Origin of the sequence: Agromyces flavus (assembly GCF_900104685.1) — a bacterium.
In the GTDB taxonomy this organism is placed as follows: Bacteria; Actinomycetota; Actinomycetes; order Actinomycetales; family Microbacteriaceae; genus Agromyces; species Agromyces flavus.
The window spans coordinates 2,371,968-2,397,139 of sequence record NZ_LT629755.1 but is presented as its reverse complement, the minus strand read 5'-3'; the positions used below and the strand labels follow the sequence as shown (position 1 = coordinate 2,397,139).

The window sequence follows — 25,172 nt, the reverse complement described above, 5'->3', positions numbered from 1 at the left end:
ATTCGGGAGACGCGGGCACGCGTCCCCTCAGGACGGTCGAGGCGGACGACATTGTGACACCGACGTTCCGAAGCCACTAGGGACCGTAGGCCCGCCTCGGCGTCACTCGACGAGCTTGCCGACCGTCGACACCTCGCGCATGAGCGCCGCGATCTCGTCGGGGATCGGCGGGATCTCCTCGCGGGTCACGCCCGTCGACGGCGACCACACCAGGTTCACTTGCAGCGACTCGTCGATCGACGGGTAGTCGCTGCGGTTGTGGCATCCGCGGGTCTCGCGCCGTTCGAGCGCGGCCTCGAGGGTGGCCCGCGCGGCCAGCGCGGCCGACTTGAGGTCGAACGCGTGCGCGAGGTCCTGGTACCCGGCAATGTCGGGATGCACGCCGATGTCGGCGATGCGCGCCTCGATCGCGTCGAGCTCCGCGAGGCCGGCGAGCAGGCCGGCTTCGTCGCGCACGACTCCGGCGTGCTCGGTCATGGTGTTGCGGATGGCGCGCTGCAGGGCTCGCACGTTCTCCGAGCCATCCGACGCCAGCAGCCCGGCGATCTCGGCGCGGGCCCCATCGACCGCGGCGGCCGAGCGCTTCTGCGCCGGCAGCGAGGTAGAGTATGCCGCCGCGGCCTGACCGACGATGCGCCCGAAGACGAGCAGCTCGATGAGCGAGTTGCCTCCAAGCCGATTGGCGCCGTGCAGCCCCGAGGATGCCTCGCCGATGGCATAGAGGCCCGGGACGTCGGTTCCATGGTCCTCGGGCCGCACCCAGACGCCGCCCATCGAGTAATGCGCGGTGGGCGCGATCTCGATCGGTTCCTTCGTGATGTCGAGCATCTGGAGCTCGAGCATCGTCTGGTACACGCGGGGGAGGCGCTGCATGATCGTCTCGCGTGGGAGGTGCGAGACATCCAGCCAGACACCGCCATTGGGGGTGCCGCGGCCCTCCTTGATCTCGGTGTAGGCCGCGAGGGCGACGCGGTCTCGGGTCGACAGCTCCATCCGCTCGGGGTCATAGCGAGACATGAAGCGCTCGCCGAGGCCGTTGGTGAGGATGCCGCCCTCGCCGCGTGCCGCCTCGGAGATGAGGGTGCCGGCCGCGCTCTCGGGCTCGATGATGCCCGACGGATGGAACTGCACGAGCTCCGGGTCGCGCACGCGCCCGCCCGCCTCGACGGCGAGGCGCCACGAGTCGCCCGTGTTCTCGTCGCGGCGCGACGAGGTTCGGCGCCAGATGCGGTTGTGGCCGCCGGCGGCGAGGATCACCGCGTCGGCGTGGATGAGGTAGCGCGTGCCGTCCTCGAGGTCGAAGCCGTAGGCGCCGAAGACCGCCCCGTCGTCGTTCACGAGGATGCGCGTCACGTAGACCGTGTCGAGGATGGGCACGCCGAGCTGCGCGGCCCGGTTGACGAGCGTGCGCTGGATCTCGAGGCCGGTGTAGTCGCCCGCGAACGCGGTGCGGCGGTAGGTGTGGGCGCCGAAGAAGCGCTGCGAGATCCGGCCGTCGTCTTCGCGCGCGAACGGCATGCCGTAGCGCTCGAGGTCCTGGATGCCGCGGGCCGCCCCCGACGTGACGATCTCGACCGTGTGCGGGTTCGCGAGGAGGTAGCTCTCCTTCAGCGTGTCGGCGGCGTGCTGCTGCCAGCTGTCGTCGGGGTCCATCGTGGCGAGCGCGGCGTTGATGCCGCCGGCCGCGAGCGAGGTGTGTGCGTCGGACTTGGGTCGCTTGCCGAGGGCGAGCACGTCGACGCCCGCCTCGGCGAGCTCGATGGCGGCGCGCAGGCCCGATCCGCCGGTGCCGATCACGAGCACGGTCGTGGCGAGCTGACGCTCGGAAGCGGTGCCTGAGGTACTCATGCGAACCACGGTAGGTTCGAGCGAGACATGAGTCCAATGCATCATTCGACTGTTGACCATACGAATTGACTATCGGAACGACGAGGAAGTTCACCGTGTGGGCGCGCTGCTTCCGACTAGCGACGTGTCGATTCGGCCATCGCCCGTGCCTCGGAGGCGTCACCCGCCACGATCCGCCCGTCGACGAGCGTGAGGAGCACCGTGGCCCGCCCGAGCTCCTCGGCGTCCGCCGTCAGCGGGTCGCGGTCGAGCACCGTGACGTCGGCGACGGAGCCCACCTCGAGCACCCCGCCCTGCTGCCCGATCGTGGTGAACGGGCGGGTCGTGAACCCACGCAGCGCATCCGACGCGCTGAGCGCCTGGTCGGGCGTCACGGGCGTGGCGTCGGGATCGTCGTGCGGGCGCCGCAACCGGGCGTCGGCGAGGATGCCGACTGCATCGCTCGGCGCGACCGGCCAGTCCGAGCCGAGCGCCAGCGGAACGCCGGCACGGACGAGGTCGCCCATGCGGAAGCCGCGGCCGGCGCGCTCCTCGCCGAGGCGAGTCGACCAGTTGTCGCTCCCGTCGGCCTTCGTGAAGAGCGTGCAGTGCGTCGGCTGCATGCTGGCGGTGATGCCGGATGATGCGAACAGCTCCAGCGCGGCATCCGTCATGGTCTCGATGTGCTCGACGCGGTGGGTGGCGTTGCGGTGCGGCAAGCCGGCGATGGCGCGCACCACGAAGTCGATCCCCGCATCACCGATGGCGTGCGTGGTGGTCGGGATGCCGCGACGATCGAGCTCGGTCAGTGCGGCACGGTACTGCTCGGGGTCGAGCCAGAGCGACTTCGTCGACTCGCCGAGGCAATCGGGCTCGTGCAGCCAAGCCGTGCCGTTGTCGACCGTTCCGTCGATCATGAGCTTGACGCCGCCCACGATCCAGCGACGTCCGGCCGTGCCCTGCAGCTCCGCCAGCCGGTCGACCTCCCCGACGGCGGTTCCGGGCTCGAACCACGGCGACATCCGGAGTCGGATGGGCAGGTCGCGGGTCTGCTCGATGGCGCGCAGGAGCTCGATCGTGCCGGGTGCGAGGTCCTGCACCTGTCCGCCCGTGAAGCCCGCGCGGGCCATGTGGAGCAGCACGTCGTAGAGGCCGTCGACACGCTCCTCGAAGCTGAACTCGGGGACGAACGGTTCCACGATCGCCATCGCCTGCAGCTCGAGGAGGTAGCCGGTGGGCCGGCCCCGGTCGTCGGTCACGACGCGTGAGCCGTCGGTGAACTGCTCGTCGCCGCGGCATCCGGCGATCTCGAGCGCCCGCGACGAGGCGAGCGCGGCGTGCGCGTCGAAGAGCCGGATGAAGGCCGGCCGCCCCGGCGCGATCTCGTCGAGGATCCGGTTGGTGACCTCGGTGCCCTCGAAGGCGTTCGGGTCGAGGCCCCAGCCGAGGAGCCAGTCGTCGTCGTCGAGGTCGGCGACCTCGGCTCGGAGCCTGCGCTGGATCTCGGCGAGGTCGCGGCACCCGCTGAGGTCTGCGCCGCGCGTGAGCGCGAGACCGAACACCGGGTGGATGTGGCTGTCGACGAAGCCGGGCAGGATGGTGGCATCCGGCAGGTCGATCACCGTCGTGCCGGGCCCGATGCATGCCTCGAGCGAGTCCGCGTCGCCGATGGCGACGACTCGGCCGCCGGCCACGGCGATGCCCGTGGCCGCGTCGGGCGCGACATCCGGCTCGGCCATCGTGATGACGCGGCTGCCGAGGACGACGGTCTCGGCGAAGTGCGTGGTGGTCATGCCTGCTCGGCCTCCTGGCCGCCGATCAGGGCGAACCGGTCGGGCCGTGTCGAGCGCAGCACGAGCGCGTAGACGATGCCCGCGACGAGCACGATGGGGACCACGGCGAGGATCACCGCGTTGATGGCCGGCCCGGCCGCAGTGAGGTAGTCGATCGTCGAGACCAGGATCGCCAGGAGCACGGTCATCGCCACGATCGAGAAGACGGCCGCCGGCAGCACGTACCACTTCCGTTCGAGCTGCCGGTTGCGGAGGATGAAGACGAGCACGGCGATCGAGGCGAGCAGCTGGAGCGTGATGATGCCGTACACGCCCGGCGAGTTGACGAGGATCACGAGCTGCGTGAGCGGATCGAGGCCCGCGATGCCGAAGGCGAGCACGACCGCGATCGCGACGACCGTCTGCAGGAGGCCCGCCTGCCACGGGGCGCCGGTGCTGTTCGTGCGGCTGAAGAAGGCCGGCAGGATGCCGTCGCGGGAGAGCGCGAAGCTGTAGCGGTTGATGGCGTTGTGGAAGGCCAGCTGTCCGGCGAAGATGCTCGACACGATCAGGATGAACATGGCCGCGACGCCCCACTCGCCCACGTACTGCCCCATGGCGGTGAAGAAGAATGCGGCGGGATCCTCGGCGATCACGCCCTGCACCGCCGCGTCGCCGAAGGCCTGGATGACGAGCCAGAGCGTGCCCGTGTAGAAGATGGCGAGGAACGCCACCGCGATGTACGTCGCTCGCGGGATGGAGCGAACCGGGTCGCGCGTTTCGTTGCGGTACAGCACGGTCGACTCGAACCCCATGAACGCCGCGAATCCGAAGCCCAGGACGGCGAACATGCTCGGCGTGAAGACGTTCTCGGGCGCGAACGTCCCGAAGCCGAGGTCGCCGGCGCGCTGGCTCAGGATGGACGCGGCGAGCACGACGAGCAGCGCCGTCTCGAGCACGAGCAGCACTCCGAGCACGCGGGCCCCGACGTCGACGCCGGCGGCCGCGAGCGCGAAGACCAGGACCGCGCCGACCACCGCGAGCACCCACCAGGGCAGTTGGATGCCGAAGACCTGCGCGAGCATGCCCTCGGCCATCACGCCGAAGAGGCCCCACAGGCCGATCTGCAGCAGGTTGTACGACGCCCAGGCGAGGAAGCCCGCGCCGAGGCCCACCACCTTGCCCAGCCCCACCGCGATGTACGTGTAGAAGCCGCCCATGGGCTTGAGGTTTCGGGCCGTGAAGAGGAAGCCGATGGAGAAGATCGCGAGCACCACGCCCGCGATGGCGTAGACGAGTGGCGCCGAGACGCCGCCGATGAGCACGGCGAGCGGACCGATGCCGGCAAGTACGCTCAGCGGCGCCGCCGCCGACACCACGAGGAACACGACGCCCCACGTGCCGAGTGCCGCCGTCTTGAGCGTTCCGGTCTTCGGTGCGTCGTCGAGCAAGGTGGAATCGAGCGTCACGAGCAACTCCTTCGTTGAATGCCGAGCCGTGGGACGACGTCGGCAGCGGGGTGACCCGCCTGAGTCTGCCTCATTTCGAGTGATTGCGCAATCGATTGTGCAAAACTGGTCCCGAGCCCGACGCCGGTCAGTAGGATCAGAGCCCGAGGGGAGGCATCCGATGGTCGCCACACGCCCGCCGACGCTGCAGGACGTCGCCGACCGGTCCGGTGTCTCCCGGGGAACCGCATCGCGGGCGCTCTCCGGCAGCGGGCGGGTCTCGGCCGAGACGCGAGCGCGGGTCGCCGCCGCGGCCGCCGAGCTCGATTTCACGACGAACAGCGGCGCCAGGAACCTCCGCCGCGCCCGGGCGGGATCGATCGGCCTCTGGTTGCCGCAGGGCTTGGCGTCCATGGACTACTACATGAACTTCACCTTCGGCCTCGTCGAGGCGACCAACGATCGCGAGCTCACGGTCTCGCTCATCCCCGGCGACTACCCGCCCGGGAAGGCGCGCGGCCTCCATGTCGACGGGTTCGTCATGGCCGACGTCGACGGGCACGACCCGCTCGCCCGGGCCATCCTCGATTCGGGCCGGCCCGTCGTCACCTCCGAACTGGTGCCACCCGGCGTGCCGGAACCCACCGCATCCGTCACCGCCGACCATGCCGCGGCCACGCGATTGCTCCTCGACCGCCTCCGCGAAGGGGGCGCGGCCTCCATCGTCGTCCTCATCCCCGACATCGACCAGATGTGGGTGCGGGCCGTGCACGAGGCCGCAGCGGCCTGGTCCGCGCAGGAGTCGGTGGGGCTCTCGTTCCTGCCGCTCGTCGGGGTGCCGGCTGCGATCGAACTCCGCCGCACCGTCGACGGCCTGCTCGCAGCCCGGCCCGACGTCGACGCCATCGTCTGCGTGCCCGACGGGCTCGGCGTGGGCATCCTCTCGACGCTCCAGGAGCTCGGGCGCACCGTGCCCGATGACGTGCAGCTCGTCTCGTACGTCGACAGCGCCACGCTGCGGATCGTGCAGCCGCCGATCAGCGCGCTCGATCTCCGCCCGCGCGAAGCGGGCCTGCGGGCCGGCCAGCTGCTCGTGTCGATGCTCGATGGAGGAGGCGGCGACGACGACGACCCGTCACCGGAGGGTGGAATCCTGATCGAGACGTTCGGGCTCGAGTATCACGAGCGCGCGTCGACCCGGCCCAGGTCGCGGCCGGCGCGCTGAAGGCGGGGCCTGGGTCGGCGCTCAGCGCCGCCGCCATGGCGTTGTTTGCGCCGAGCGCATCGTGTCGGCGGCGATGATGCGCGTAGCCTATCGACGTGAACCTCGAGCAGCTGCGATCGTTCGTCGAGGTGGCCCGGTTCGGCAACTTCACGCGGGCCGCTGAAGAGCTCTACCTGGCGCAGCCGTCGCTGAGCCGGCAGATCGCCGCCCTCGAGAAGGACCTCGGGGCCGAACTCTTCCAGCGGGCGCGCGGCGGCTCGACGCTCACGGTCGCCGGCGAGGCACTGCTGCCGCTCGCGCGCCGCATGCTGGCCGACGCCGAGTCGGTGCGCCGCGAGCTCGCCGAGCTGGCCGGCCTCGAGCGCGGACGCGTGCGGCTCGGCGCCACGCCGACCCTCTGCATCAGCCTCGTCGCCGAGGTGCTCAGCGCCTTCCACGCCGACCATCCGGCCATCGAGCTGCACCTCTCGGAACAGGGCTCGCGGCGGCTGCTCGACGAGCTCGGCAGCGGCGAGCTCGATCTCGCCCTGATCACCACGTCGGATGCCGCGACGGCCGAGCGGTTCACGGTGACGCCGCTGCTCGTCGAGGAGCTCGTGGTCGTGTCATCCGCGGCCGCACCGCCGGTCACCACACGCGACCGCATCGGGCTCGCCGAGGTCGCGCGCCTGCCGCAGATCGTGTTCAGCTCGACCTACGACCTGCGCACGACGACGGATGCCGCGTTCCGAGCGGCCGAACTCACGCCCGACATCGTGCTCGAGGGTGCCGAGATGGACGCGGTGCTGCGGTTCGTCGAGCGCGGGCTCGGCGTCGCGATCGTGCCCGCCATGGTGCTCATCGACCGCCCGGGCCTGCGTTCGGTCCGCCTCGACGCGCCGACGCTCACGCGAACCATCAGCCTCGCCAAGCCGGCGGATGTCGCGACCACCGCCGCGGTCGACGTGATGCAGCGCACCATCGCGACGACCGCGACGGCCTTCGCGTCGAGGGCGGGGGAGACCATGCGCCTCGCGGGTGCGGGCGTCGGCGGGGACGACGCGGCCCGCTGACGAGGCCGTGTCGCGCAGAATCGAACCGTGACGTCGCCGGCCGCAGAGTTCATCGACCGCACGCTCCAGGCCGAGGCTTCGGAGTGGCGGGCCGACGCAGACGCCGAGCGGATCGGCGGGGGACTGCGGTTCTACGGCGCCTCGGTGGGCGCCATCCGGGGCACCGTACGCGATGCCGGTCGGCGGCATCCCGACATGACGCACGACGAGATCACCGCGCTCGCCGCCGAATTGTGGTCGCAGCCGGTGTTCGAACGCCGGCTCGCCGCCATCGTCCTCCTCCAACGTCACGCGCGGATGCTGCGGGGCAGCGACCTCACTCGCGTCGAGCAGTTCCTTCGCGATGCGCGAGTCGCCGAACTCGTGGATCCGCTGACAACCGACGTCGTCCGCCCCCTGCTGGCCGGGTTGGGCGGGGTCGAAGCGACGCGAGCGCAGCAGGTCGTCGCGCGCTGGGCGGTCGACCCCGATCCTCGACTGCGGCGCGCCGCGTCGCTGCTCTGACATCGCGCTCCGACACGTTTCGGCAATAGCGTGGTCCGCACACGGAATTCACGGGGGCGACGGGCCATGAGACGATTCGGGATCGACGCCCTCACCGCGCTACGCCTCACCGAGGACGACCTGCCCGTCGCCGAGAGCCACCAGCTGGTCGCGCCGAACGTGCTCCGCTCGCAGGTGCTGTCGCATCTCTATCGCGCCGTCCGCGCGGGTGAGTTGCCGCGCGACGACGCGCGCACCCGACTCGACCGCCTCGCCTCCCTGCGAGTGCGGCTCCTCGGCGACCGCGTCTCACGCGCGGTGGCGTGGAAGATCGCCGAGGAACTCGACTGGGATGACACGACGACGGCCGAGTACGTGGCCGTCGCCCAGCTGCAGGCCGACGCATTCATCACGCTCGACGCCGACCTTGCTCGCCGCGTCGAGGGCATCGTCCCGATCGCGCCGTTCGAGGCGCTCCGCGCACCCTGACGGGTCTCACCGCGTCACCGGCTCACCGTCTACCGCCGCGGGCTACACCGGGCTGGTGAGCCAGGTGCGGACGCTCCAGGACTGGACGACGCCCTCCACCACGAACGGGTCGGCGGGCGCGAACTCCTCGGCGGCCGCGCGATTCGTGAAGACGTTCATCGCCCCGGGTTGGCCGTCGACCGGCTCCGCGAGCGGACCCGTGAGCAGGAGCTCGCCCGGTCGCTTCGCCATGAAGTCCATCGTGTACGCGTGATGCCGAGGGAACACCTCGGGGACGCGGCTGCGGCCGTCAGGCCCCGAGAAGTAGAAGAGCACGAATCGCTCGACCCACTGAGGTTCAGCTGTCATGGTCGACACGGTACCCGCGTGCGCCGCCGATCCCCTTGTACGGTGAACAGGGGTCCGATCGCCGATGGAGGCGTGAGGTGAGGGGAACCTTGGGCACGATCATCCACCAGCCCGCCGACCAGATGATGGCCGGGCACGCCATCGGGATCCTGCTGCTGAACACGGGATACCCGATCATCCCGGGCAACGTCGCGAACGCCTCGACGTACGACTACCCGGTCAGGTTCACGGTCGTCGAGGGCGCCGACAGTCCTCGATTGATCGGTGGTGATCCGACGCTGCTCGAACCGATCCTCGCCGCCGCTCGAGAGCTCGTCCGCGACGGGTGCCGCGCCATCGTCGGTGCGTGCGGATACTTCGCACGCTTCCAACGCGAGCTCGCCGAGGCGCTGCCGGTTCCCGTCTTCCTGTCGAGCCTCTGCCAGGTGCCGATGGTGCTCGGCGCGCTCCAGCCCGAGCAGCGGCTCGGCATCCTGTGCGCGAAGCGGAGCAGCCTCGACCAGCGGATGCTGAGTGCGGTGGGCATCCGCGAGGACGCGCCGATCGTCGTGGCCGGCATGGAGGACAGCCCCGGCTTCCGCGGCGCGATCCTGGAGGACCAGGGCTGGATGGACCTCGAGCAGGTGCGAGACGAGGTGGTCGGCGCGGCCGTGCGGCTGGTTGAGGACCACCCCGACCTCGGCGCGCTGCTGCTCGAGTGCAGCGACATGCCGCCGTATGCGAAGCAGATCCAGGACGCCACCGGGTTGCCGGTGTGGGACTACGTCACGCTCATCGACTGGATCCATTCGAGCGTGGTGCGGCGCACCCTCGACGGCTTCATCTAGCGGATCGGGGGAGTGCGGGCGCCGACGGCGCGGACTACCGTGAAGGCGTGTCCGTTCGCGAGACCGACGCACGCAACGCCCACGCCGACGGCGTGGAGCGGCTCCTCGCGAGCTACCGGGCCGTGCCCGAGTCATCCGGGGTTCGGCTCGCGAAGCCCACGTCGAACCTCTTTCGGCCGCGTGCGAAGGCGGATGCCCCGGGGCTCGACACGTCGGGACTGACGCACGTCATCGCGGTCGACCCCGAGGCGCGCACGGCGGAGGTCGCCGGCATGTGCACCTACGAGCACCTCGTCGCCGCGACCCTCGCGTACGGACTCACCCCGCTCGTGGTTCCGCAACTGAAGACGATCACGCTCGGCGGCGCCGTCACCGGCCTGGGCATCGAGTCGGCCTCGTTCCGCAACGGGATGCCGCACGAGTCCGTGCTCGAGCTCGACATCCTCACGGGCGCGGGCGAGGTGGTCACGGCGTCGCCCGACGAGCATGCCGACCTGTTCCGCGCTTTCCCCAACTCGTACGGCACGCTCGGCTACGCGGTGCGCCTGCGCATCGAGCTCGAGCCCGTGCTGCCATTCGTCGCGCTCACGCACGTGCGGTTCCACACGCTCGACAACCTCGTCGCCGCGATGGACCGGATCGTCGAGACCGGCATGCACGACGGCGAGCGCGTCGACTACCTCGACGGCGTCGTGTTCAGCGCCGACGAGAGCTACCTGTGCCTCGGCGCGCAGACAGCGGCTCCCGGCCCGACCAGCGACTACACGCGGCAGCGCATCTTCTACCGCTCGATCCAGCATGACGACGGCGCCCTCCACGATCGCCTCACGATCCACGACTACCTGTGGCGGTGGGACACCGACTGGTTCTGGTGCTCGGAGGGGTTCGGCGCGCAGCATCCGCTCATCCGCCGGTTCTGGCCGCGGCGGTACCGCCGCAGCAGCTCGTACTGGAAGCTCATGCGCCTCGCGCGGCGGTACGGCATCGCCGACGGGCTCGAGCGTCTCAAGCGCAGGCCGCCGCGGGAGTGGGTCATCCAGGACATCGAGGTCCCCATCGGGCGGACCGTCGAGTTCCTCGAGTGGTTCCTCGCGAACGTGCCGATCGAGCCGATCTGGCTGTGCCCGGTGCGGATGCGCGACGACGAGGGCTGGTCGCTCTACCCGCTGCGCCCGCGTGAGACCTACGTCAACGTCGGGTTCTGGTCGACGGTCCCGGTCGGGGCGACCCCCGGCGAGACCAACCGCGCCATCGAGCGGGAGGTCGGCGATCTCGACGGGCACAAGTCCCTCTACTCCGAGGCCTTCTACTCCCGCGAGGAGTTCGACGCGAGGTACGGCGGCGACGCCTACCGCGCGGTGAAGGAACGCTACGACCCCGACGGACGACTCCTCGACCTCTACGCGAAGGCGGTGCAACGACGATGACGACGTTCAAGAGCCAGGTACCCGGGGCGGATGGCGCGGCCGAGGCCGCGACATCCGGCACGGCCACGGCGACGACCGAAGGCGATCGCAAGCTGACCCTCGCCGAGATCCTCGAACTGCTCGCCGGCGGGCGGCTGCCCCTGCGGTTCACCGCCTACGACGGCAGCTCGGCCGGCCCCGAGGACGCCCCCTTCGGGCTCGAGCTCACCTCGCCACGCGGCACCACCTACCTCGCGACCGCTCGCGGCGACCTCGGCCTCGCGCGCGCGTACATCGCCGGCGACATCGAGGTCCACGGCGTGCACCCGGGCGACCCCTACGAGCTGCTCAAGGCGCTCGCCGACGAGCTGGTGTTCCGGATGCCGCCGCCGAAGACGATGGCCAGGATCGTCCGCTCGATCGGGGTCGAGCACCTGCGACCGATCGCGCCGCCGCCGCAGGAGGTGCCGCCGCGCTGGCGCCGGTTGGGGACCGGACGGCGGCACAGCAAGGCGCGCGACGCCGAGGTGATCCACTACCACTACGACGTCTCCAACACCTTCTACGAGTGGGTGCTCGGCCCATCGATGACGTACACGTGCGCGTGCTACCCCAGGGCCGAGGCATCGCTCGACGAGGCGCAGGAGAACAAGTACCGCCTCGTGTTCGAGAAGCTCCGGCTCGGGGCGGGCGACCGGCTGCTCGACGTCGGATGCGGCTGGGGCGGCATGGTGCGCTACGCCGCTCGCCGCGGAGTCCGCGCGGTCGGCGTGACCCTGTCGCAGGAGCAGGCGACGTGGGCCCAGCGGGCGATCGCCGAGGAGGGACTCGACGACCTCGCCGAGGTGCGCTTCGGCGACTACCGCGACATCCGCGAATCGGGCTTCGATGCGGTGTCGTCGATCGGCCTGCTCGAGCACATCGGCGTGCGCAACTACCGGTCGTACTTCCGATTCCTGCGGTCCAGGCTGCGCCCGGGCGGGCTGCTGCTCAACCACTGCATCACCCGGCCCGACAACAAGGCTGAACCGTCGACGCACGGGTTCATCGACCGCTACGTCTTCCCCGATGGCGAGCTCACCGGCTCGGGGCGCATCATCACCGAGGCGCAGGATGCCGGACTCGAGGTGCTGCACGAGGAGAACCTGCGTCCGCACTACGCGCTCACCTTGCGGGACTGGTGCGCCAACCTCGTCGCCCACTGGGACGAGGCCGTCGCCGAGGTCGGGCTCGAGAAGGCCAAGGTGTGGGGCGTCTACATGGCTGGGTCGCGACTCCAGTTCGAGCGCGGCGGCATCCAGCTGCACCAGGTGCTCGCCGTGAAGGACGACGGGCACGGCGGAGTCGGCGACCTGCCGCTGCGCCCGTGGTGGACGCCCTGACGGCGGGCGGGGCTCGCTCCCGCGACGCATCGTGACGGCGGGGCATCCGCAGTGCTTTAGGATAGCCTTACCTCCCCGCTCGGACTGGAAGGTCCTCTTTTCGATGTCTTCTCGCCTGCGCCGCGCGCTCGTCGCGACCGCCGCCGTCTCCACCCTGATGCTCGCCGGCTGCGCCGCCGGCGGCTCCGGCACCGCGGAGCCCGCCGCCGACCCTGACGCGCTCGTCGTGTACAACGCGCAGCACGAGGAGCTCACGCAGGAGTGGGCCGACGCGTTCACCGAGGAGACGGGCATCGACGTCGTGCTCCGCAACGGCGACGACAGCGAGCTCGGCAACCAGCTCGTGCAGGAGGGCGCCGCCTCGAAGGCCGACGTCTTCCTCACCGAGAACTCGCCGGCGATGTCGCTCGTCGAGCAGGCCGACCTCTTCGCCCCGGTCGACGAGGCCACGCTCGCGCTCGTGCCCGAGCAGTACCGCCCGGCCTCGGGAGCCTGGACCGGCATCGCCGCCCGCTCCACCGTGCTCGTCTACAACCCCGACCTCATCTCCGAGGACGAGCTGCCCGCGTCGCTCATGGACCTCGCCGAGCCCGAGTGGAAGGGACGCTGGGGCGCCGCTCCCGCGAAGGCCGACTTCCAGGCCATCGTCTCCGCCGTCCTCGCGACGCAGGGCGAGGACGCCACGCGCGACTGGCTCGAGGGCATGGCCGAGAACGCCACCGAGTACCGCAACAACATCGTCACCATGAAGGCGGTCAACGCCGGCGAAGTTCCCGTCGGCGTGATCTACCACTACTACTGGTACCGCGATCAGGATGCCGCAGCCGAGGACAGCGGTGACACCGAGCTGCACTACTTCGGCAACCAGGACCCCGGTGCGTTCGTGAGCGTCTCGGGCGGTGGCGTGCTGAAGAACGCGCCGCACCCCGACGAGGCCCAGCAGTTCCTCGCCTTCATCGCGGGCGAGCGCGGCCAGCAGATCCTCGGCGAGGGCTACAGCTTCGAGTACCCGGTCGCCTCCGACGTGCCCGCGAAGCCCGAGCTGCCGCCGCTCGACAGCCTCGACGCGCCCGTGATCGACCCGTCCACCCTCAACGGACCCGAGGTCATCGACCTCATGACGGAAGCCGGCTTGCTCTGACCACCACTGCGACCCGTTCACCGACGGTCCAGACGCACGGGCGTCGACCGCCGGTCGGATTGGTCGCACTCGTCGCGGTGCTCGCGGCCGGCGCGCTCGTACCGATCGCGTACGTCGTGCAGGCCGCGGTCGCGATGGGCTGGGACGAGCTGTCGGCGCTCGTCTTCCGGCCGAAGGTGGGCGAGCTGCTGGTCAACACCGTCCTGCTCGTCGTGATCGGCGTGCCCGCGACCGTCGTGCTCGGCGTCGGCGGCGCCTGGCTCGTCGAGCGCACCGGGCTGCCTGCGCGCCGCACGTTCGCCGTGGCCTTCGCGGCGCCGCTCGCGATCCCCGCGTTCGTCGCGAGCTACGGCTGGGCCAGCGCCATCCCATCGATCAGCGGGCTCTGGGGCGGCGTGCTCGTCTCGGTGCTCGCGTACTTCCCGCTCGTGTACCTGCCCGCGCTCGCCGCGATCCGCGGACTCGACCCCGCGCTCGAGGAATCGGCACGCGCGCTCGGCATGGGCTCGTGGTCGGTCTTCGCCCGGGTCGTGATGCCGCAGCTGCGCCTGGCGATCCTCGGCGGCGCGCTCGTCGTGGGCCTGCACCTCCTCGCCGAATACGGCGCGTTCGCGTTCCTGCGCTTCGACACGTTCACGACCGCCATCGTCACCGCGTACCAGGCTACGTTCGCCGGACCCAACGCCGCCGCACTCGGACTCGTGCTCGCGGTGCTCTGCCTCGTGCTGCTCGGACTCGAGTCGCTCGCGCGCGGTCGCGCGCGGTACGCCCGCATCGGAAGCGGCTCGCCGCATCCGCCGGTGCGACTCGAGCTCGGCCGGCTCACCGTGCCGACCGTCGTCGGCGCGTCGCTCCTCGTCGTCGCGGCGATCGTCGTCCCGCTCGCGAGCGTGGTGCGCTGGCTGTTCCGCGCCGACTCGGCCGACCTCGGCGGGCTCGTGCCGGCGACGATCCAGACGCTGGGGCTGTCGATCGGCGGCGCGGTCTGCGCCATCCTCGTCGCCCTGCCGTTCGCGTGGCTCGCCGTGCGATACCCGAGCCGGATGTCGCGACTGCTCGAGGGCGCGGCGTACCTCGCGAGCAGCCTGCCGGCGATCATCGTCGCGCTCGCGCTCGTCGCCACGACCCTCGCCTTCGCCCCGGCCCTGTACCAGACGGCGTTCACGGTCATCGCGGCCTACGTCGTGATCTTCCTGCCCCGGGCGCTCGTGCCGTTGCGCGCCGGCCTCTCGCAGGTGCCCGAGTCGCTCGAGGAGGCGGCGCGCTCGCTGAGCGTTCCGCCGTGGGCAGCCCGGCTGCGGGTCACGGCGCCGATGCTGCTGCCCTCGGTGGTCGCGGGCGGCGCGCTGGTCGCCCTCGGCGCGGCGAACGAGCTCACCGCGACCCTCCTGCTCGCGCCCACCGGCACGCGCACCGTCGCCACGAGCTTCTGGTCGGCGGCATCCTCGCTCGACTACCCGGCCGCCGCGCCCTACGCGGTGCTGCTGGTGCTGCTCTCGGTGCCCGCGGTCGCCCTCATGTTCTCCAACGCCACCGGACGGAGCCTTCGATGACCCTTCGCCTCAGCGGCATCTCGAAGTCGTTCGGCAGCACCGAGGTGCTGCGCGACGTGAGCCTCGAGGTGCCCGACGGCACGCGGCTCGCGCTCGTCGGGTCGTCCGGCAGCGGCAAGAGCACGCTGCTCCGCCTCGTCGCCGGCTTCGAGCGGCCCGACGCCGGGACGATCTCGCTCGACGACCGTGAGCTCGCCGGCCCCGCGACATCCGTGCCGGCGCACCGTCGCGGGATCGGGTACGTCGCGCAGGACGGCGCGCTGTTCCCGCACCTCTCGGTCGCCCGCAACATCGCGTTCGGGCTGCCGCGCAGCGAGCGTCGGCCCGCGCGGGTCGCCGAGCTCATGGAGCTCGCCTCGCTCGACCCGGCGCTGGCGGACCGCATGCCGCACGAGCTCTCGGGCGGCCAGCAGCAGCGCGTCGCACTCGCCCGGGCGCTCGCCCTTCGCCCGAAGGTGATCCTGCTCGACGAGCCGTTCAGCGCGCTCGACACGGGCCTGCGTGCGCAGACCCGCCGCGCGGTCGTCGAGGTGCTCGAGCGCAGCGGCGTCACCGCCGTGCTGGTCACGCACGACCAAGAAGAGGCGCTCTCGTTCGGCCAGCAGGTCGGCGTGCTCGCGGGCGGGCGGCTGGTGCAGGCCGGCGACCCCGCGGCCGTGTTCGACGCGCCCGTCGACGCCGGCGTGGCCGAGTTCCTCGGCGACGTGGTCGTCGTTCCCGCGAAGCCGGCGGGTGCCGCGCTCGCCGATTGCGCATTCGGATGCCTCGCGGTGCGCCATGACCGCAGCGGCGGCGCCGAGCGGGTGTGCGCCATGCTGCGCCCCGAGCAGCTGCGGCTCGAACCCGCCGAGCTCGACGGGAACGCGACCGTGGTGGGGGTGCGCCGCACGGGAGCGTCCGCGGAGCTCAAGCTGCGGCTCGGCGCGACCGAGTTCCCTGTCGAGGTGAGCCATCGGATCCCGTTGCACGAGGCGGCGCGGTTCGTGCCCGGTTGCCCCGTGCGCGTGGCCGTCGACGGCGGCGTCGTGCTCTACCCCGAGCCCGATCAGCCGCCCGTCGCGACCACGGCCTGACGCGGGACGTCTGGCCCCGGACTGTCCGCGCGTCCCGGTTCGCGGTTAGGCTGAACGGGCGGGTTTCGAGGCTCCGCGGTGACGCGGCACGCATCGACCCGTCGGGCACCCGAGGAACCACGCCCGAAACGGAGCTGCTCACCGATGACCTGGGATGACGATTCGTACGGCGATCCTGTGCGTCGCCGCACCGAGCCGCGTTCGGGTCGGCAGATCCTCGCGCAGGTGGCGGGGTACGTCGGGCTCGTCGTGGCCGTCATCGCCCTGATCGTCGGGACCGTCTACGCGGTCACCGCGGTCGGCGTCGCCGTGAACCCGGGCGGATTCGCCGCCGACTCGGCGCGCGGGCAGGGCGTCGCGCTGCCGCCCGTGAGCGAGCCCCTCGACGACGGCGACGTGGCGGCCGGCCCAGGCGAGTCGACCGAGGCGCCGACCGGCGTCACCAGCTCCGAGGTGGCCCCGATGGTCGAGCCCGAGGTCGACACCAGCGCCGAGGTCGAGGAGAGCTGGGTCTCGCGCATCGCCGAGGCGACGGGCATCCCCGCGCGGGCCCTGTCGGCGTACGCACTCGCCCACGTCTCGATCGCGCAGTCCGAGCCCGAGTGCGGCCTCGACTGGACCACGATCGCGGCCATCGGCTCGATCGAGTCCGGGCACGGCAGCCACGGCGATTCGACGCTCGACGCGGACGGCACGGTCCGGCCGGCGATCCGCGGTCCGGCGCTCGACGGCAACGGCTTCGCCGCCATCCATGACACCGACGACGGCGTCCTCGACGGCGACACCGAATGGGATCGCGCGGTCGGGCCGATGCAGTTCATTCCGTCCACGTGGGACATGTGGGGCATCGACGCCAACGGCGACGGGGTCGCCGACCCGAACCAGATCGACGACGCCGCGCACGCCGCCGCCATGTACCTCTGCGCTTCCGGGCCGATGACGAGTGCCGAGGGATGGCGCGGCGCCGTGTTCTCGTACAACCACGACGACGCCTACGTCGACAAGGTCGCGCGCATCGCGAACGAGTACGCGGCCGCCGTCAACTGACCGGCTGCCACGGGTCATCGCCGCGTGCGAGACTGCCCCGGTGACCGAGATCGAGATGGCGCGGATCGACGGCGGCACCGTCGCTCTCCACGACGCGCGCCGCAAGGTGCGGTGGAGCGTCGAACTCGAGCCGTTCGAGATCGGCGTGTATCCGGTGACGCAGGCCCAGCTCGGCGAGCTGCTGGGGGAGACGGCGAACCACCCACGTCGACCGGCGACCGAGGTGAGCTGGCTGCGCGCCATCCGATTCTGCAACGCCGCCTCGGAGTGGGAAGGGCTCGACCCGGCGTACGCGTTCGACGGCGAGGACGTCACCTGGCACGTCGACGCCGACGGGTTCCGGCTTCCGACCGAGGCGGAGTGGGAGTTCGCCTGCCGCGCCGGGTCGACCGGTCCGCACTACGGGCCGCTCGCCGAGATCGCCTGGACGAGCGCCGACGGCGTGGCCTCGCCGCAGCCCGTGGGCGGCAAGCTGCCGAACCTCAACGGACTCTTCGACACGCTCGGCAACGTCTGGGAGTGGTGCTGGGACCTGCTCGACCCCGCACGCTACGACGAGTACCGCGTGTTCCGCGGCGGCGGGTACGCGGATGACGCGTGGAGCGTTCGCGCGTCGACGCGCCGCGGCGGCGCCCCGCGCATGCACCACGACGACGTCGGGTTCCGCGTCGCGCGCGGGGGCTTCGACGCGACGGATGCCGCGCAGGGGTGGTCGGCGCAGGCCGATCTCGAGCGCGCGTCGATCGACGGGCCGCTGCCGTCCGGCTGGACGCCGCGGCGCTGAGCGCGCCGCGGCGTCCAGGGGTCCACGATCACCTGACGACGCGGTACCTCAGATGCGTCGCGGCATCCGTATCGACCACCTCCGGGCGTTCGAGGCGCACGTGCCGGTCGATCCAGCCGTCGCCGAAGAGGAGCGTGCCGCTGCCGAAGACCACCGGCACGAGGTGGATCGAGATCTCGTCGACGAGGCCCTCGCGCAGGAACTGCCGTGCGATGTCGGCGCCGCCCATGATGCCCACGTCGGCGTCGCCGGCGGTCGCGCGGGCGGCGTCGAGGGCCGAGCGGATGTCGCCGACGAACGTGTAGACGCCGCCCTCCGGTACGTCGGCGGGCTCGCCGTGGCTCACGACGAATAGGGGGACTCGCGCGGATCCCGTCGGGCCATCCGCTCCCCACCACCTGATCGAGTTGTCGTACGTGCGACGCCCCGCGATGACGGCGCCGAGGCGTGCGCCGGCCTGGTCGAGCAGTTCGCGGTCGCGCTCGCCGCCGGCGAAGGCCCAGTCGTGCAGCACCTCGCCGCCGACGCCCATGCCGGTCTCGGGCGTCATGCCGCTCGCCGCGATGTAGCCGTCGAGCGACATGCTGATGTCGAAGATGACGATGCCCATGATGTGCTCCTCTCTCGGCAACGTGCTCTCACTGGTACGTCGAACGGAGAGGGCGGCGATCGACATCGGCCCGCGATGGCCGAGACGACGAAGGCGCCGCCCGGACGCGAGTCCAGGCGGCGCCCTCGATGGCGGCGCGGGCGCTAGTCGCGCGCGGCGAGCCGTTCCCGGTCGTCGTCGAGCAGCGCCTCCGCGCCCTCGTCGCCCTCGGTGATGACCTCGTCCTCCTGCAGCGACATGCGGAGCTTGCGGCGGAAGACGCGCGTCATCACGAGCAGGGCCACGAACCCGACCGCGAGCCAGATCAGGCCGTAGGTCATCGCCTCGCTGCTCACGTTGAGCCAGAGCACGACCGTCAGCACGACGCCGATCGCGGGCAGCACCACGTTGCGGAAGACCTGCCACGCGGTCTTCACCTCGCGACGGCGGATCGCGAAGTGCAGGATGACCGCGAGGTTCACGACCGTGAAGGCGATGAGCGCGCCGAAGTTGATCATCGAGAACACGAAGTCGAGGTCGGCCACGGCCGCGCCGAGCGAGACGACGCCGACGAGCACGACCGCGACGGCCGGGGTGCGGAACTTCGGGTGCACGTACGACAGGCGGCGCGCGATCGGCCCGTCGCCGTTGCGGCCCATGACGTAGATCATGCGGGACACGCTGGCGTGCGACGAGAGGCTCGAGGCCGCCGCCGCGGCGATCGCCGCCGAGACGAAGAAGATCTGGAAGAGCATGCCGCCGACCGAGAACGCGATCTCGGGCAGTGCGGTGCCCTCGGTGAAGCCCTCCGTCACCGGGAACAGCGACTGCGCGAACCATCCGGCGGTGAAGAAGATGACGCCGCCGATGACGAGCGAGAGCACGATCGCCTTCGGCACCGTGTGCGCGTCCTTCGCCTCCTCGGTGTACATCGTGATCGCGTCGAAGCCGATGAACGAGAAGCAGACGATCGTCGCCGCGCTGATGACCGTCGCGATCTGCACATTCGCGTGGTAGAGGGGCTCGATGCTGAAGGCGGTGCCGTTGCCGGCGCCCTGCTGCAGCGCACCGAACGCGAGGAGCACGAAGACCGCCATGAGCACGACCTGGAAGACGACCAGGGTGGCGTTCACTCGCGAGGTCGACGAGATGCTCCACAGGTTGAGCAGCGTGATGAGCGCGACGTAGCCGACGACCCAGATCCAGCCCGGCACCTCCGGGAAGAACGACTCGAGGTACTGGCGCACGAGGAGCGCGTTCACGAGCGGCAGCAGCAGGTAGTCGAGCAGTGCCGTCCAGCCGACGAGGAAGCCGGCGTTCGGGTGGATCGTCTCTGAGGCGTAGGTGTACGCCGAGCCCGCGGACGGGTAGACCCGCGTCATCCGGCCGTAGCTGATCGCGGTGAACAGCATCACCACGAGAGCGAAGAGGTACGCGAGCGGCACGACGCCGCCGCTCTCCTCGGAGACGTAGCCGAACGTGTCGAACACCGTCATGGGCGTCATGTACCCGAGTCCGAGGCCCACGATCGCCCAGAGTCCGAGGGAGCGCTTGAGCTTGGTGGGGTTGGCCGTCAGTGCGGAAGTGGTCATGGTGGATCCTGTCGTCGCCATTGTCGAGCGGGGTGACACTACGTGAGCGAGCGGATGTCGCGCACCGCCGCGATGTCGATCGCGAGCGTTGTAATGCGCCGCGCTGTCGAATCGCCGGAAATCCCGGCCTGTCGTGCAGCCGCAGCACGCTCCATACTGAGCACATGACCACGGCCACGGCCGATCCGGTCGGCGACGTCATCGGGGACTATCGGGCGTTCACGGCGCAGCAGCGCGATCGCCTCCTCACGCGAGGCATCGACATCGCGCCCTACGAGCTCGGCCATCTCGCCTTCCGCGTTCCCGAGTGGGACCAGTACGTGCACGTGCGGACGCTGCTCGAACGCCACTCCACCGCCAACATGGAGGGCGTCTGGAATGGACGGCCGATGTCGATGCTCCTCCTCTCCGAGCCGCTCCGCGTCCTCGACGGCAAGGAGATCCCGCTCATCGAACTCATCCCGCCGGTGCATCAGCGCATCTACAAGATGGGCATGGAGCACTTCGGCGTGGTGGTCGGCGAGGAGGTCGACGAATTCTCACGCACGCACCGGGAGGTGCTGACGGGACAGCAGTTCCAGAACCAGTGGAACGAGCCGTACTACGTCCTGTTCGAGGACTTCACCCACGTGAAGTTCCACCGGCGCTCGCTGCGCGAGGTCATCGAGCTGCAGGGCGGCACATTCGACGGCATCCGCCACGTCGAGGGCTGGGTCCCGCAGCGGCTGGTCACCGCGACCGGGCCGAACCCACTCCCTCGCTGACGAGGCGGAGTGACGTCAGCCCGTGACACCGGATCGGTGTCGGAGACCTCGATGGCGGTGAACTTCTCGCCACTCCACCTCGTAGTACAGATCGGGAGTCATCGCGGCGCCCTGCGGCTGCGCCGGTCCGATCACCGGGGCCGATGCGGCAGTCAGTCGAAAGGAGCACTCATGTCACGCCTGCGTATCCTCGTCGGCACGGGCCTCGTCATCGCCGGCCTCGTGGTCGTCCCCGCCGGAGCGGCATCCGCCCACACGCATGGCATCACGCCGCTGCGGTGCACGCCCGCGCCCGCGAACGCGGGAGCCAATCAGACCAATGTCACTCCCGCGTCTGCCGCCGAGGGCGGCCCGCTCTCCGGCGTCATCCCCATCACGATGGGCGGGAACGTTCCGCTCAACGGAGGTGGGTTCGACGCAGCCGTCTGTGACTAGTCGCCGTCTCCCGCGCCGCCGAGGTCGCCGGCGTCGACGGCGGAGGATTCCCGATCCTCCAGGACGGTCGCGGTGGTACCCCCGAGCGAATCCCCGGCGCGCAGGTGCGCCGCTTCGAGCGCGCGCTCGAGGGCGAGGTCGGTGTCGGATCCGGGTTCAGTGCGTCGAGCGTCATTCGGCATGGTGCCTCCCTGACGACGAACGTAGCCCGACCGCCCGGGACGGTCCAGACTCAGGGGCGCAGCAGCAGGAACAGCCCCGACGCGAGCGTGAGCACCAGCACGATCCGCTCGAACCACACCGGCGAGATGCGGCGGGCGACGCGCCATCCGATGAGCGCGCCGATCAGGAGCGCCGGTACGAGCAGGAGGTTGAGCAGCAGCGACTCGGGCGTCATGAGCCCGAGCCCGACCGAGAACGGGACCTTGAAGGCGTTCACGATGAGGAAGAACCACGCGGCCGTGCCGAGCACGGCCTGCACCGGCAGGCGGGATGCCACGAAGTAGAGCGACATCACCGGGCCGGCGGCGTTCGCGATCATCGTCGTGAAGCCGCCGAGCGGCCCGAACACGTGAGCGAGTCCGGCCGGGAGCGGACGCGGTTCAGCGCTCTGGCGGCGTTCGCGCGCGAGGAGCGCGACGCGAAGCACGACGAGCAGGACGAGGATCGCCCCGATGATGCGGCGCACGGTCGCGTCATCGGCGAACCACAGCACGAGCACGCCGAGCAGCACGCCGACGACCACCGAGGGCATGAGTCGACGGAGGATCCCCCAGTCGGCGTGCGCGTGGTACATCCGCACCGCGATGAGATCGCCGACGAGCAGCAGTCCGAGCACGGCGCCGGTCGACGCGCGTGCGGGCAGGACCGCGGCGAACAATGCCGCGGGAATCGGCCCGAACGCGGGCATGCCGCTCTTGGAGAGGCCGACCGCGCAGGCCGCGACCGCGAGGAGCAGCCACTCGAGGGGCGTGAAGGTCGCGATCACGTGCTGGAGGCGTCACCGGACGCCGAGGCGGCCCGGGCCGCCTCGGCCGCACGCTCGGCCCACTTCGGCGTCTCGCCGTAGCGCAGCGGCGGGACGAGCCGGCCCGCCGCGCTGTCATCGATCAGCTGAGCCAGGCGCCGCTCGCGCGTCGCCTCCTGCTTCGCGGAGAGCACCCAGTGCACGACCTGGCGGCGATAGGTGGGGGTCGAGGCCTCCCAGAACGCCGATGCCGCGGCATCGTCGGCGAGCCGCGCGGCCTGCTCGGGTGGGAACTCCTGCGGCGGGCTCTCGAACGAGTACACGCCCGACCGGTCGTCGCGCCGCCGCTCGAACGCGGCGACCCCGGCGGGGCGCATGCGCCCCTCGGCGGTGAGGCGCTCGACGATCGCGATGTTGACGGACGACCAGTTGCTCGCCGGCTTACGGGGGGTCCAGCGTTGGCGGCGCGCATCGTCATCGATGCGCTGCGACACCGAGTCGATCCATCCGTAGCACAGGGCCTCGGGAACGGCCTCTTCCCAGGTGAGTCCGCGGTCGCGCACGTGCTTCTTGTAGAGGCCCATCCACAGCTCGGTCTCGCTGGCGTGGTTCGCCTCGAGCCAAGCGCGGAACTCATCGGGGCCCGAGAAGAAGATCGCGGGCCGCTCGGGAGTGCCGCCGGGCGTGCCGATCGTCGCGCTCATGGCACGAGTCTGCCAGCGCCCTCCGTCATGTGGCGGCGCGGCGGCAACTCAGTCGGCCGCCGCCGCGCGCCGGGAGACGATCGCCGCGGTGATGCGGGAGATGAGCGCGTCGGGCAGTTCGACGGAGTGCGTGAACGTCACGGAATCCTTGCCCGACCGCAACGGGGCGACCTCGGACTCGAGCGGGTCGGGCAGCGTGGGGACGGGGTAGATGCCGATGTGCTGCTTCCATCCGGCGAAGTGCAGCGCATAGCGGCCGCCGAGCATGACTGCTGCGATGCCGTAGCGCATCTTCTCCTCGGGGTGGGGCACCTCGGCGAGGATCGCGGCGCGCGTGCGCCGGAGCCGGTCGGCGATGTCATCGGGGAAGGACGCGATGTAGTCCTCGACGGTCTGCGGCGCCGCGTCCGTGTTCCCGCTCACGGCAGATCGAAGGCGCTGTCGCCGAGCAGGATCGTGGCGGCCACGAGCACCACGCCCGAACCGATGACGAGCGCGCCCATCACGAGCATGAGCGCCGTGCCGAGGAGCGTGATCTTCGACTCCCGGGCGAGCGGGGTGGATTCCGGCATCGTGCGGTAGTCGGTCATCGGTGCTCCTTCTGCTGACGGGCGTCGCGTTCCCGATTGTCGCAGACGGGCCCGCGCCGGGCCATTCCGATGCGATCGTTCCCTGACGCGATGCGTCCGGCGCGCGGCGCGACCCGTGGGTCGAGGGGCCCGCCCCGGTCGGCGGCACCGGGCGTACGCTGGGGAAACACCCGATCGCCAGACGGGAGGGGTCATGGTCCAGGTCCGCGTCCTCGGGGTCGCGCTCGACGCGTCGGGGCAGCACATCATCCTGCTGAAGCCGCTCGGCGAGGCGGCGAGCGAGGGGCGCGTGCTGCCGATCTGGATCGGCGCGCAGGAGGCGACCTCGATCCTCATCGCGATCCAGGGCGAGCAGGCGCCGCGACCGCTGTCGCACGACCTCATGAAGATGCTGCTCGAGGCGGTCGGGTCGCGCATCGAGCGCGTCGAAGTCACGCGCATCGACGAGGGCACGTTCTACGCCGAGCTCTCGATCACCGGGCCGACCGGCACGTACACGATCGACGCCCGGCCGTCCGACTCGGTCGCGCTCGCCTCGCGCACGGGCGCGCCGTTGTTCGTCGCCGACGAGGTGCTCGACGAGGCCGGCATCCCCGCCGAGATGGTCGAACCGCACGAGGAGACTGAGGAGGAGAAGCTAGAGGAGTTCAAGAAGTTCCTCGACGACGTCGACCCCGAGGACTTCCAGGGCTGAGCCACGCGGGGACACACCCCGTATGCGAGCCACTGCGGGCGCACCATCCGGGACAATCGACCACGTGGGCTGGATCTGGACGGTCGCCGGCTTCGCGCTCATCGCGGTCGGCCTCAACGAGGTGTTCCACACCCTGTTGCATCCGACTGGCCGCGGGCGATTCTCGCATTACGCGGCGAGCGCCTCGTGGACGTTGTCCTCCCGATTCGGACGGCGCGGCCGCACCCTGGCCGGCCCGTTCGCGGCGGTCGCGGTCGTGACGGTGTGGGCCGGGTTCCAGATCGTGGGATGGACCTTCGTCTACGTTCCGTACGTGCCCGACGGCTTCTCGTACAATCCCGGGATCACGCCCGGCGCGTCCCCGGCCATCCTCGAGGCGTTCTACTTCTCGTCCGTGAACATGTCGACGCTCGGACTCGGCGACGTGTACCCCATCGACCCGTGGCTGCGCGCGTTCGCGCCGCTGCAGGCGCTGATCGGGTTCGCGCTGCTGACGGCCGCGGTGTCCTGGTTCATCGAGCTGTATCCCGGACTCGGGCGGCGGCGCGCGCTCGCGCTGCGGATCGCGCTCGCCCGGCGGGCCGACACGGCCGACCACCTGCTCGACATGGAGTCGGCGACCTCCAGCGCCTTGCTCGACGGGATCACCACCGACCTCGCCCAAGCCCGAGTGGATGTCTGGCACAACGCCGAGTCGTACTACTTCACCGAAGACGACCCCGAGGCCTCGCTCGCGGCGCAACTGCCGTACGCCCTGCACCTGGCCCGGCTCGCGCGCCGTTCATCCGATCGCACCGTCCGGATCAGCGGCCAGATGCTCGAGGAAGCGGTGGACGACTTCTGCCACGTGCTGCGCGGGCGGTTCATGCCGGAGGCCGTCGTCGCCGAGGGCGACACCGACGGCACGCTCCGCGAATACGCCCGTCAGCATCGGCAGCGGCCGTGGCAGGCGCCGGATGTCGCGACCGAGGCGTCCTGAC

The 25,172-nt window shown here is 70.9% G+C and carries 27 protein-coding genes; 16 read left to right on the top strand and 11 right to left on the bottom strand.

The window, feature by feature from the left end:
* Positions 1 to 102: 102 nt before the first annotated feature.
* The 3 genes from BLT99_RS11370 to BLT99_RS11360 form a co-directional block, all read right to left on the bottom strand.
* On the bottom strand, positions 103 to 1,848 hold the full coding sequence (locus tag BLT99_RS11370; RefSeq protein WP_092676180.1) for an L-aspartate oxidase: 1,746 nt from the start codon (positions 1,846 to 1,848) through the stop codon (positions 103 to 105).
* Positions 1,849 to 1,964: 116 nt separating this feature from the next.
* Positions 1,965 to 3,620, bottom strand: coding sequence for an amidohydrolase (locus BLT99_RS11365; protein WP_092672410.1), 1,656 nt, complete (start codon positions 3,618 to 3,620; stop codon positions 1,965 to 1,967).
* Positions 3,617 to 5,068 carry an APC family permease gene (locus tag BLT99_RS11360; protein ID WP_229724346.1) on the bottom strand — a complete coding sequence of 484 codons (1,452 nt, stop codon included), beginning with the start codon at positions 5,066 to 5,068 and terminating at the stop codon, positions 3,617 to 3,619. Before BLT99_RS11360 ends, BLT99_RS11365 begins: the two co-directional genes overlap by 4 nt.
* 160 nt (positions 5,069 to 5,228) lie before the next feature.
* Here BLT99_RS11360 and BLT99_RS17640 point away from each other — a divergent pair, with 160 nt between their 5' ends.
* The 4 genes from BLT99_RS17640 to BLT99_RS11335 all read left to right on the top strand — a co-directional run bounded on the left by BLT99_RS17640 (position 5,229) and on the right by BLT99_RS11335 (position 8,296).
* Positions 5,229 to 6,272, top strand: a complete 1,044-nt coding sequence (locus BLT99_RS17640; RefSeq protein WP_166670879.1) for a LacI family DNA-binding transcriptional regulator — start codon at positions 5,229 to 5,231, stop codon at positions 6,270 to 6,272.
* Positions 6,273 to 6,367: 95 nt separating this feature from the next.
* The gene (locus tag BLT99_RS11345) at positions 6,368 to 7,324 is read left to right on the top strand and encodes a LysR family transcriptional regulator (RefSeq protein WP_166670880.1); all 957 of its coding nucleotides are present in this window, start codon (positions 6,368 to 6,370) and stop codon (positions 7,322 to 7,324) included.
* Between the two features lie 27 nt (positions 7,325 to 7,351).
* Complete coding sequence (locus BLT99_RS11340; protein WP_092672400.1) at positions 7,352 to 7,828, top strand: DNA alkylation repair protein; 477 nt, start codon at positions 7,352 to 7,354, stop codon at positions 7,826 to 7,828.
* Positions 7,829 to 7,894: 66 nt separating this feature from the next.
* Positions 7,895 to 8,296, top strand: a complete 402-nt coding sequence (locus BLT99_RS11335) for a type II toxin-antitoxin system VapC family toxin (protein ID WP_092672397.1) — start codon at positions 7,895 to 7,897, stop codon at positions 8,294 to 8,296.
* A gap of 42 nt (positions 8,297 to 8,338) precedes the next feature.
* Here BLT99_RS11335 and BLT99_RS11330 read toward each other — a convergent pair whose 3' ends face one another.
* Entirely contained in the window at positions 8,339 to 8,644 is a 306-nt protein-coding gene (locus tag BLT99_RS11330; RefSeq protein WP_133988437.1) for a YciI family protein, read from the bottom strand.
* A gap of 77 nt (positions 8,645 to 8,721) precedes the next feature.
* Here BLT99_RS11330 and BLT99_RS11325 point away from each other — a divergent pair, with 77 nt between their 5' ends.
* The 8 genes from BLT99_RS11325 to BLT99_RS11290 all read left to right on the top strand — a co-directional run bounded on the left by BLT99_RS11325 (position 8,722) and on the right by BLT99_RS11290 (position 17,857).
* On the top strand, positions 8,722 to 9,471 hold the full coding sequence (locus BLT99_RS11325; protein ID WP_197675493.1) for an aspartate/glutamate racemase family protein: 750 nt from the start codon (positions 8,722 to 8,724) through the stop codon (positions 9,469 to 9,471).
* A gap of 47 nt (positions 9,472 to 9,518) precedes the next feature.
* Positions 9,519 to 10,898, top strand: coding sequence for an FAD-binding oxidoreductase (locus BLT99_RS11320; RefSeq protein WP_092672391.1), 1,380 nt, complete (start codon positions 9,519 to 9,521; stop codon positions 10,896 to 10,898).
* Positions 10,895 to 12,259, top strand: a complete 1,365-nt coding sequence (locus BLT99_RS11315) for a class I SAM-dependent methyltransferase (protein ID WP_092672388.1) — start codon at positions 10,895 to 10,897, stop codon at positions 12,257 to 12,259. The genes BLT99_RS11320 and BLT99_RS11315 overlap by 4 nt, the downstream gene beginning before the upstream one ends.
* Positions 12,260 to 12,362: 103 nt before the next feature.
* Entirely contained in the window at positions 12,363 to 13,400 is a 1,038-nt protein-coding gene (locus tag BLT99_RS11310) for an iron ABC transporter substrate-binding protein (RefSeq protein ID WP_133988439.1), read from the top strand.
* 59 nt (positions 13,401 to 13,459) lie between these two features.
* The gene (locus tag BLT99_RS11305; RefSeq protein ID WP_229724344.1) at positions 13,460 to 14,953 is read left to right on the top strand and encodes an ABC transporter permease; all 1,494 of its coding nucleotides are present in this window, start codon (positions 13,460 to 13,462) and stop codon (positions 14,951 to 14,953) included.
* A complete protein-coding gene (locus BLT99_RS11300; RefSeq protein WP_092672385.1) occupies positions 14,950 to 16,026 on the top strand; it encodes an ABC transporter ATP-binding protein in 1,077 nt (358 codons plus the stop codon). Before BLT99_RS11305 ends, BLT99_RS11300 begins: the two co-directional genes overlap by 4 nt.
* A gap of 144 nt (positions 16,027 to 16,170) precedes the next feature.
* Entirely contained in the window at positions 16,171 to 17,073 is a 903-nt protein-coding gene (locus tag BLT99_RS18060; protein ID WP_229724343.1) for a lytic transglycosylase domain-containing protein, read from the top strand.
* A 55-nt stretch (positions 17,074 to 17,128) separates the two neighbouring features.
* A complete protein-coding gene (locus tag BLT99_RS11290; RefSeq protein ID WP_092676162.1) occupies positions 17,129 to 17,857 on the top strand; it encodes a formylglycine-generating enzyme family protein in 729 nt (242 codons plus the stop codon).
* A 28-nt stretch (positions 17,858 to 17,885) separates the two neighbouring features.
* Here BLT99_RS11290 and BLT99_RS11285 read toward each other — a convergent pair whose 3' ends face one another.
* Together BLT99_RS11285 and BLT99_RS11280 are read right to left on the bottom strand one after the other, a co-directional pair.
* Positions 17,886 to 18,467 (bottom strand): dihydrofolate reductase family protein, encoded by a 582-nt coding sequence (locus BLT99_RS11285; protein WP_092672382.1) that lies wholly within the window; start codon positions 18,465 to 18,467, stop codon positions 17,886 to 17,888.
* Between the two features lie 143 nt (positions 18,468 to 18,610).
* Positions 18,611 to 20,038, bottom strand: coding sequence for an APC family permease (locus BLT99_RS11280; protein ID WP_092672379.1), 1,428 nt, complete (start codon positions 20,036 to 20,038; stop codon positions 18,611 to 18,613).
* Positions 20,039 to 20,202: 164 nt separating this feature from the next.
* Here BLT99_RS11280 and BLT99_RS11275 point away from each other — a divergent pair, with 164 nt between their 5' ends.
* Positions 20,203 to 20,802 (top strand): VOC family protein, encoded by a 600-nt coding sequence (locus BLT99_RS11275; protein WP_092672376.1) that lies wholly within the window; start codon positions 20,203 to 20,205, stop codon positions 20,800 to 20,802.
* Positions 20,803 to 20,973: 171 nt separating this feature from the next.
* Positions 20,974 to 21,237 carry a hypothetical protein gene (locus BLT99_RS11270; RefSeq protein ID WP_092672373.1) on the top strand — a complete coding sequence of 88 codons (264 nt, stop codon included), beginning with the start codon at positions 20,974 to 20,976 and terminating at the stop codon, positions 21,235 to 21,237.
* Here BLT99_RS11270 and BLT99_RS11265 read toward each other — a convergent pair.
* From BLT99_RS11265 to BLT99_RS17635, 5 genes are read right to left on the bottom strand one after another with little or no spacing between them, the layout of a single operon-like run.
* Complete coding sequence (locus BLT99_RS11265) at positions 21,234 to 21,419, bottom strand: hypothetical protein (protein WP_092672370.1); 186 nt, start codon at positions 21,417 to 21,419, stop codon at positions 21,234 to 21,236. The two genes, BLT99_RS11270 and BLT99_RS11265, sit on opposite strands and share 4 nt — an antisense overlap.
* 50 nt (positions 21,420 to 21,469) lie before the next feature.
* Positions 21,470 to 22,225, bottom strand: a complete 756-nt coding sequence (locus BLT99_RS11260; RefSeq protein WP_229724342.1) for a sulfite exporter TauE/SafE family protein — start codon at positions 22,223 to 22,225, stop codon at positions 21,470 to 21,472.
* Positions 22,222 to 22,908, bottom strand: a complete 687-nt coding sequence (locus tag BLT99_RS11255) for a YdeI/OmpD-associated family protein (protein ID WP_092672367.1) — start codon at positions 22,906 to 22,908, stop codon at positions 22,222 to 22,224. Before BLT99_RS11255 ends, BLT99_RS11260 begins: the two co-directional genes overlap by 4 nt.
* Positions 22,909 to 22,956: 48 nt before the next feature.
* Entirely contained in the window at positions 22,957 to 23,331 is a 375-nt protein-coding gene (locus BLT99_RS11250; protein WP_092672364.1) for an iron chaperone, read from the bottom strand.
* The gene (locus tag BLT99_RS17635; protein ID WP_157674986.1) at positions 23,328 to 23,498 is read right to left on the bottom strand and encodes a hypothetical protein; all 171 of its coding nucleotides are present in this window, start codon (positions 23,496 to 23,498) and stop codon (positions 23,328 to 23,330) included. The genes BLT99_RS11250 and BLT99_RS17635 overlap by 4 nt, the downstream gene beginning before the upstream one ends.
* 193 nt (positions 23,499 to 23,691) lie before the next feature.
* Between BLT99_RS17635 and BLT99_RS11245 the strand changes: the two genes are divergently transcribed.
* Positions 23,692 to 24,192 carry a bifunctional nuclease family protein gene (locus BLT99_RS11245; protein ID WP_092672361.1) on the top strand — a complete coding sequence of 167 codons (501 nt, stop codon included), beginning with the start codon at positions 23,692 to 23,694 and terminating at the stop codon, positions 24,190 to 24,192.
* Between the two features lie 64 nt (positions 24,193 to 24,256).
* The gene (locus tag BLT99_RS11240; RefSeq protein WP_157674985.1) at positions 24,257 to 25,171 is read left to right on the top strand and encodes a potassium channel family protein; all 915 of its coding nucleotides are present in this window, start codon (positions 24,257 to 24,259) and stop codon (positions 25,169 to 25,171) included.
* The last annotated feature ends 1 nt before the right edge of the window (position 25,172 follow it).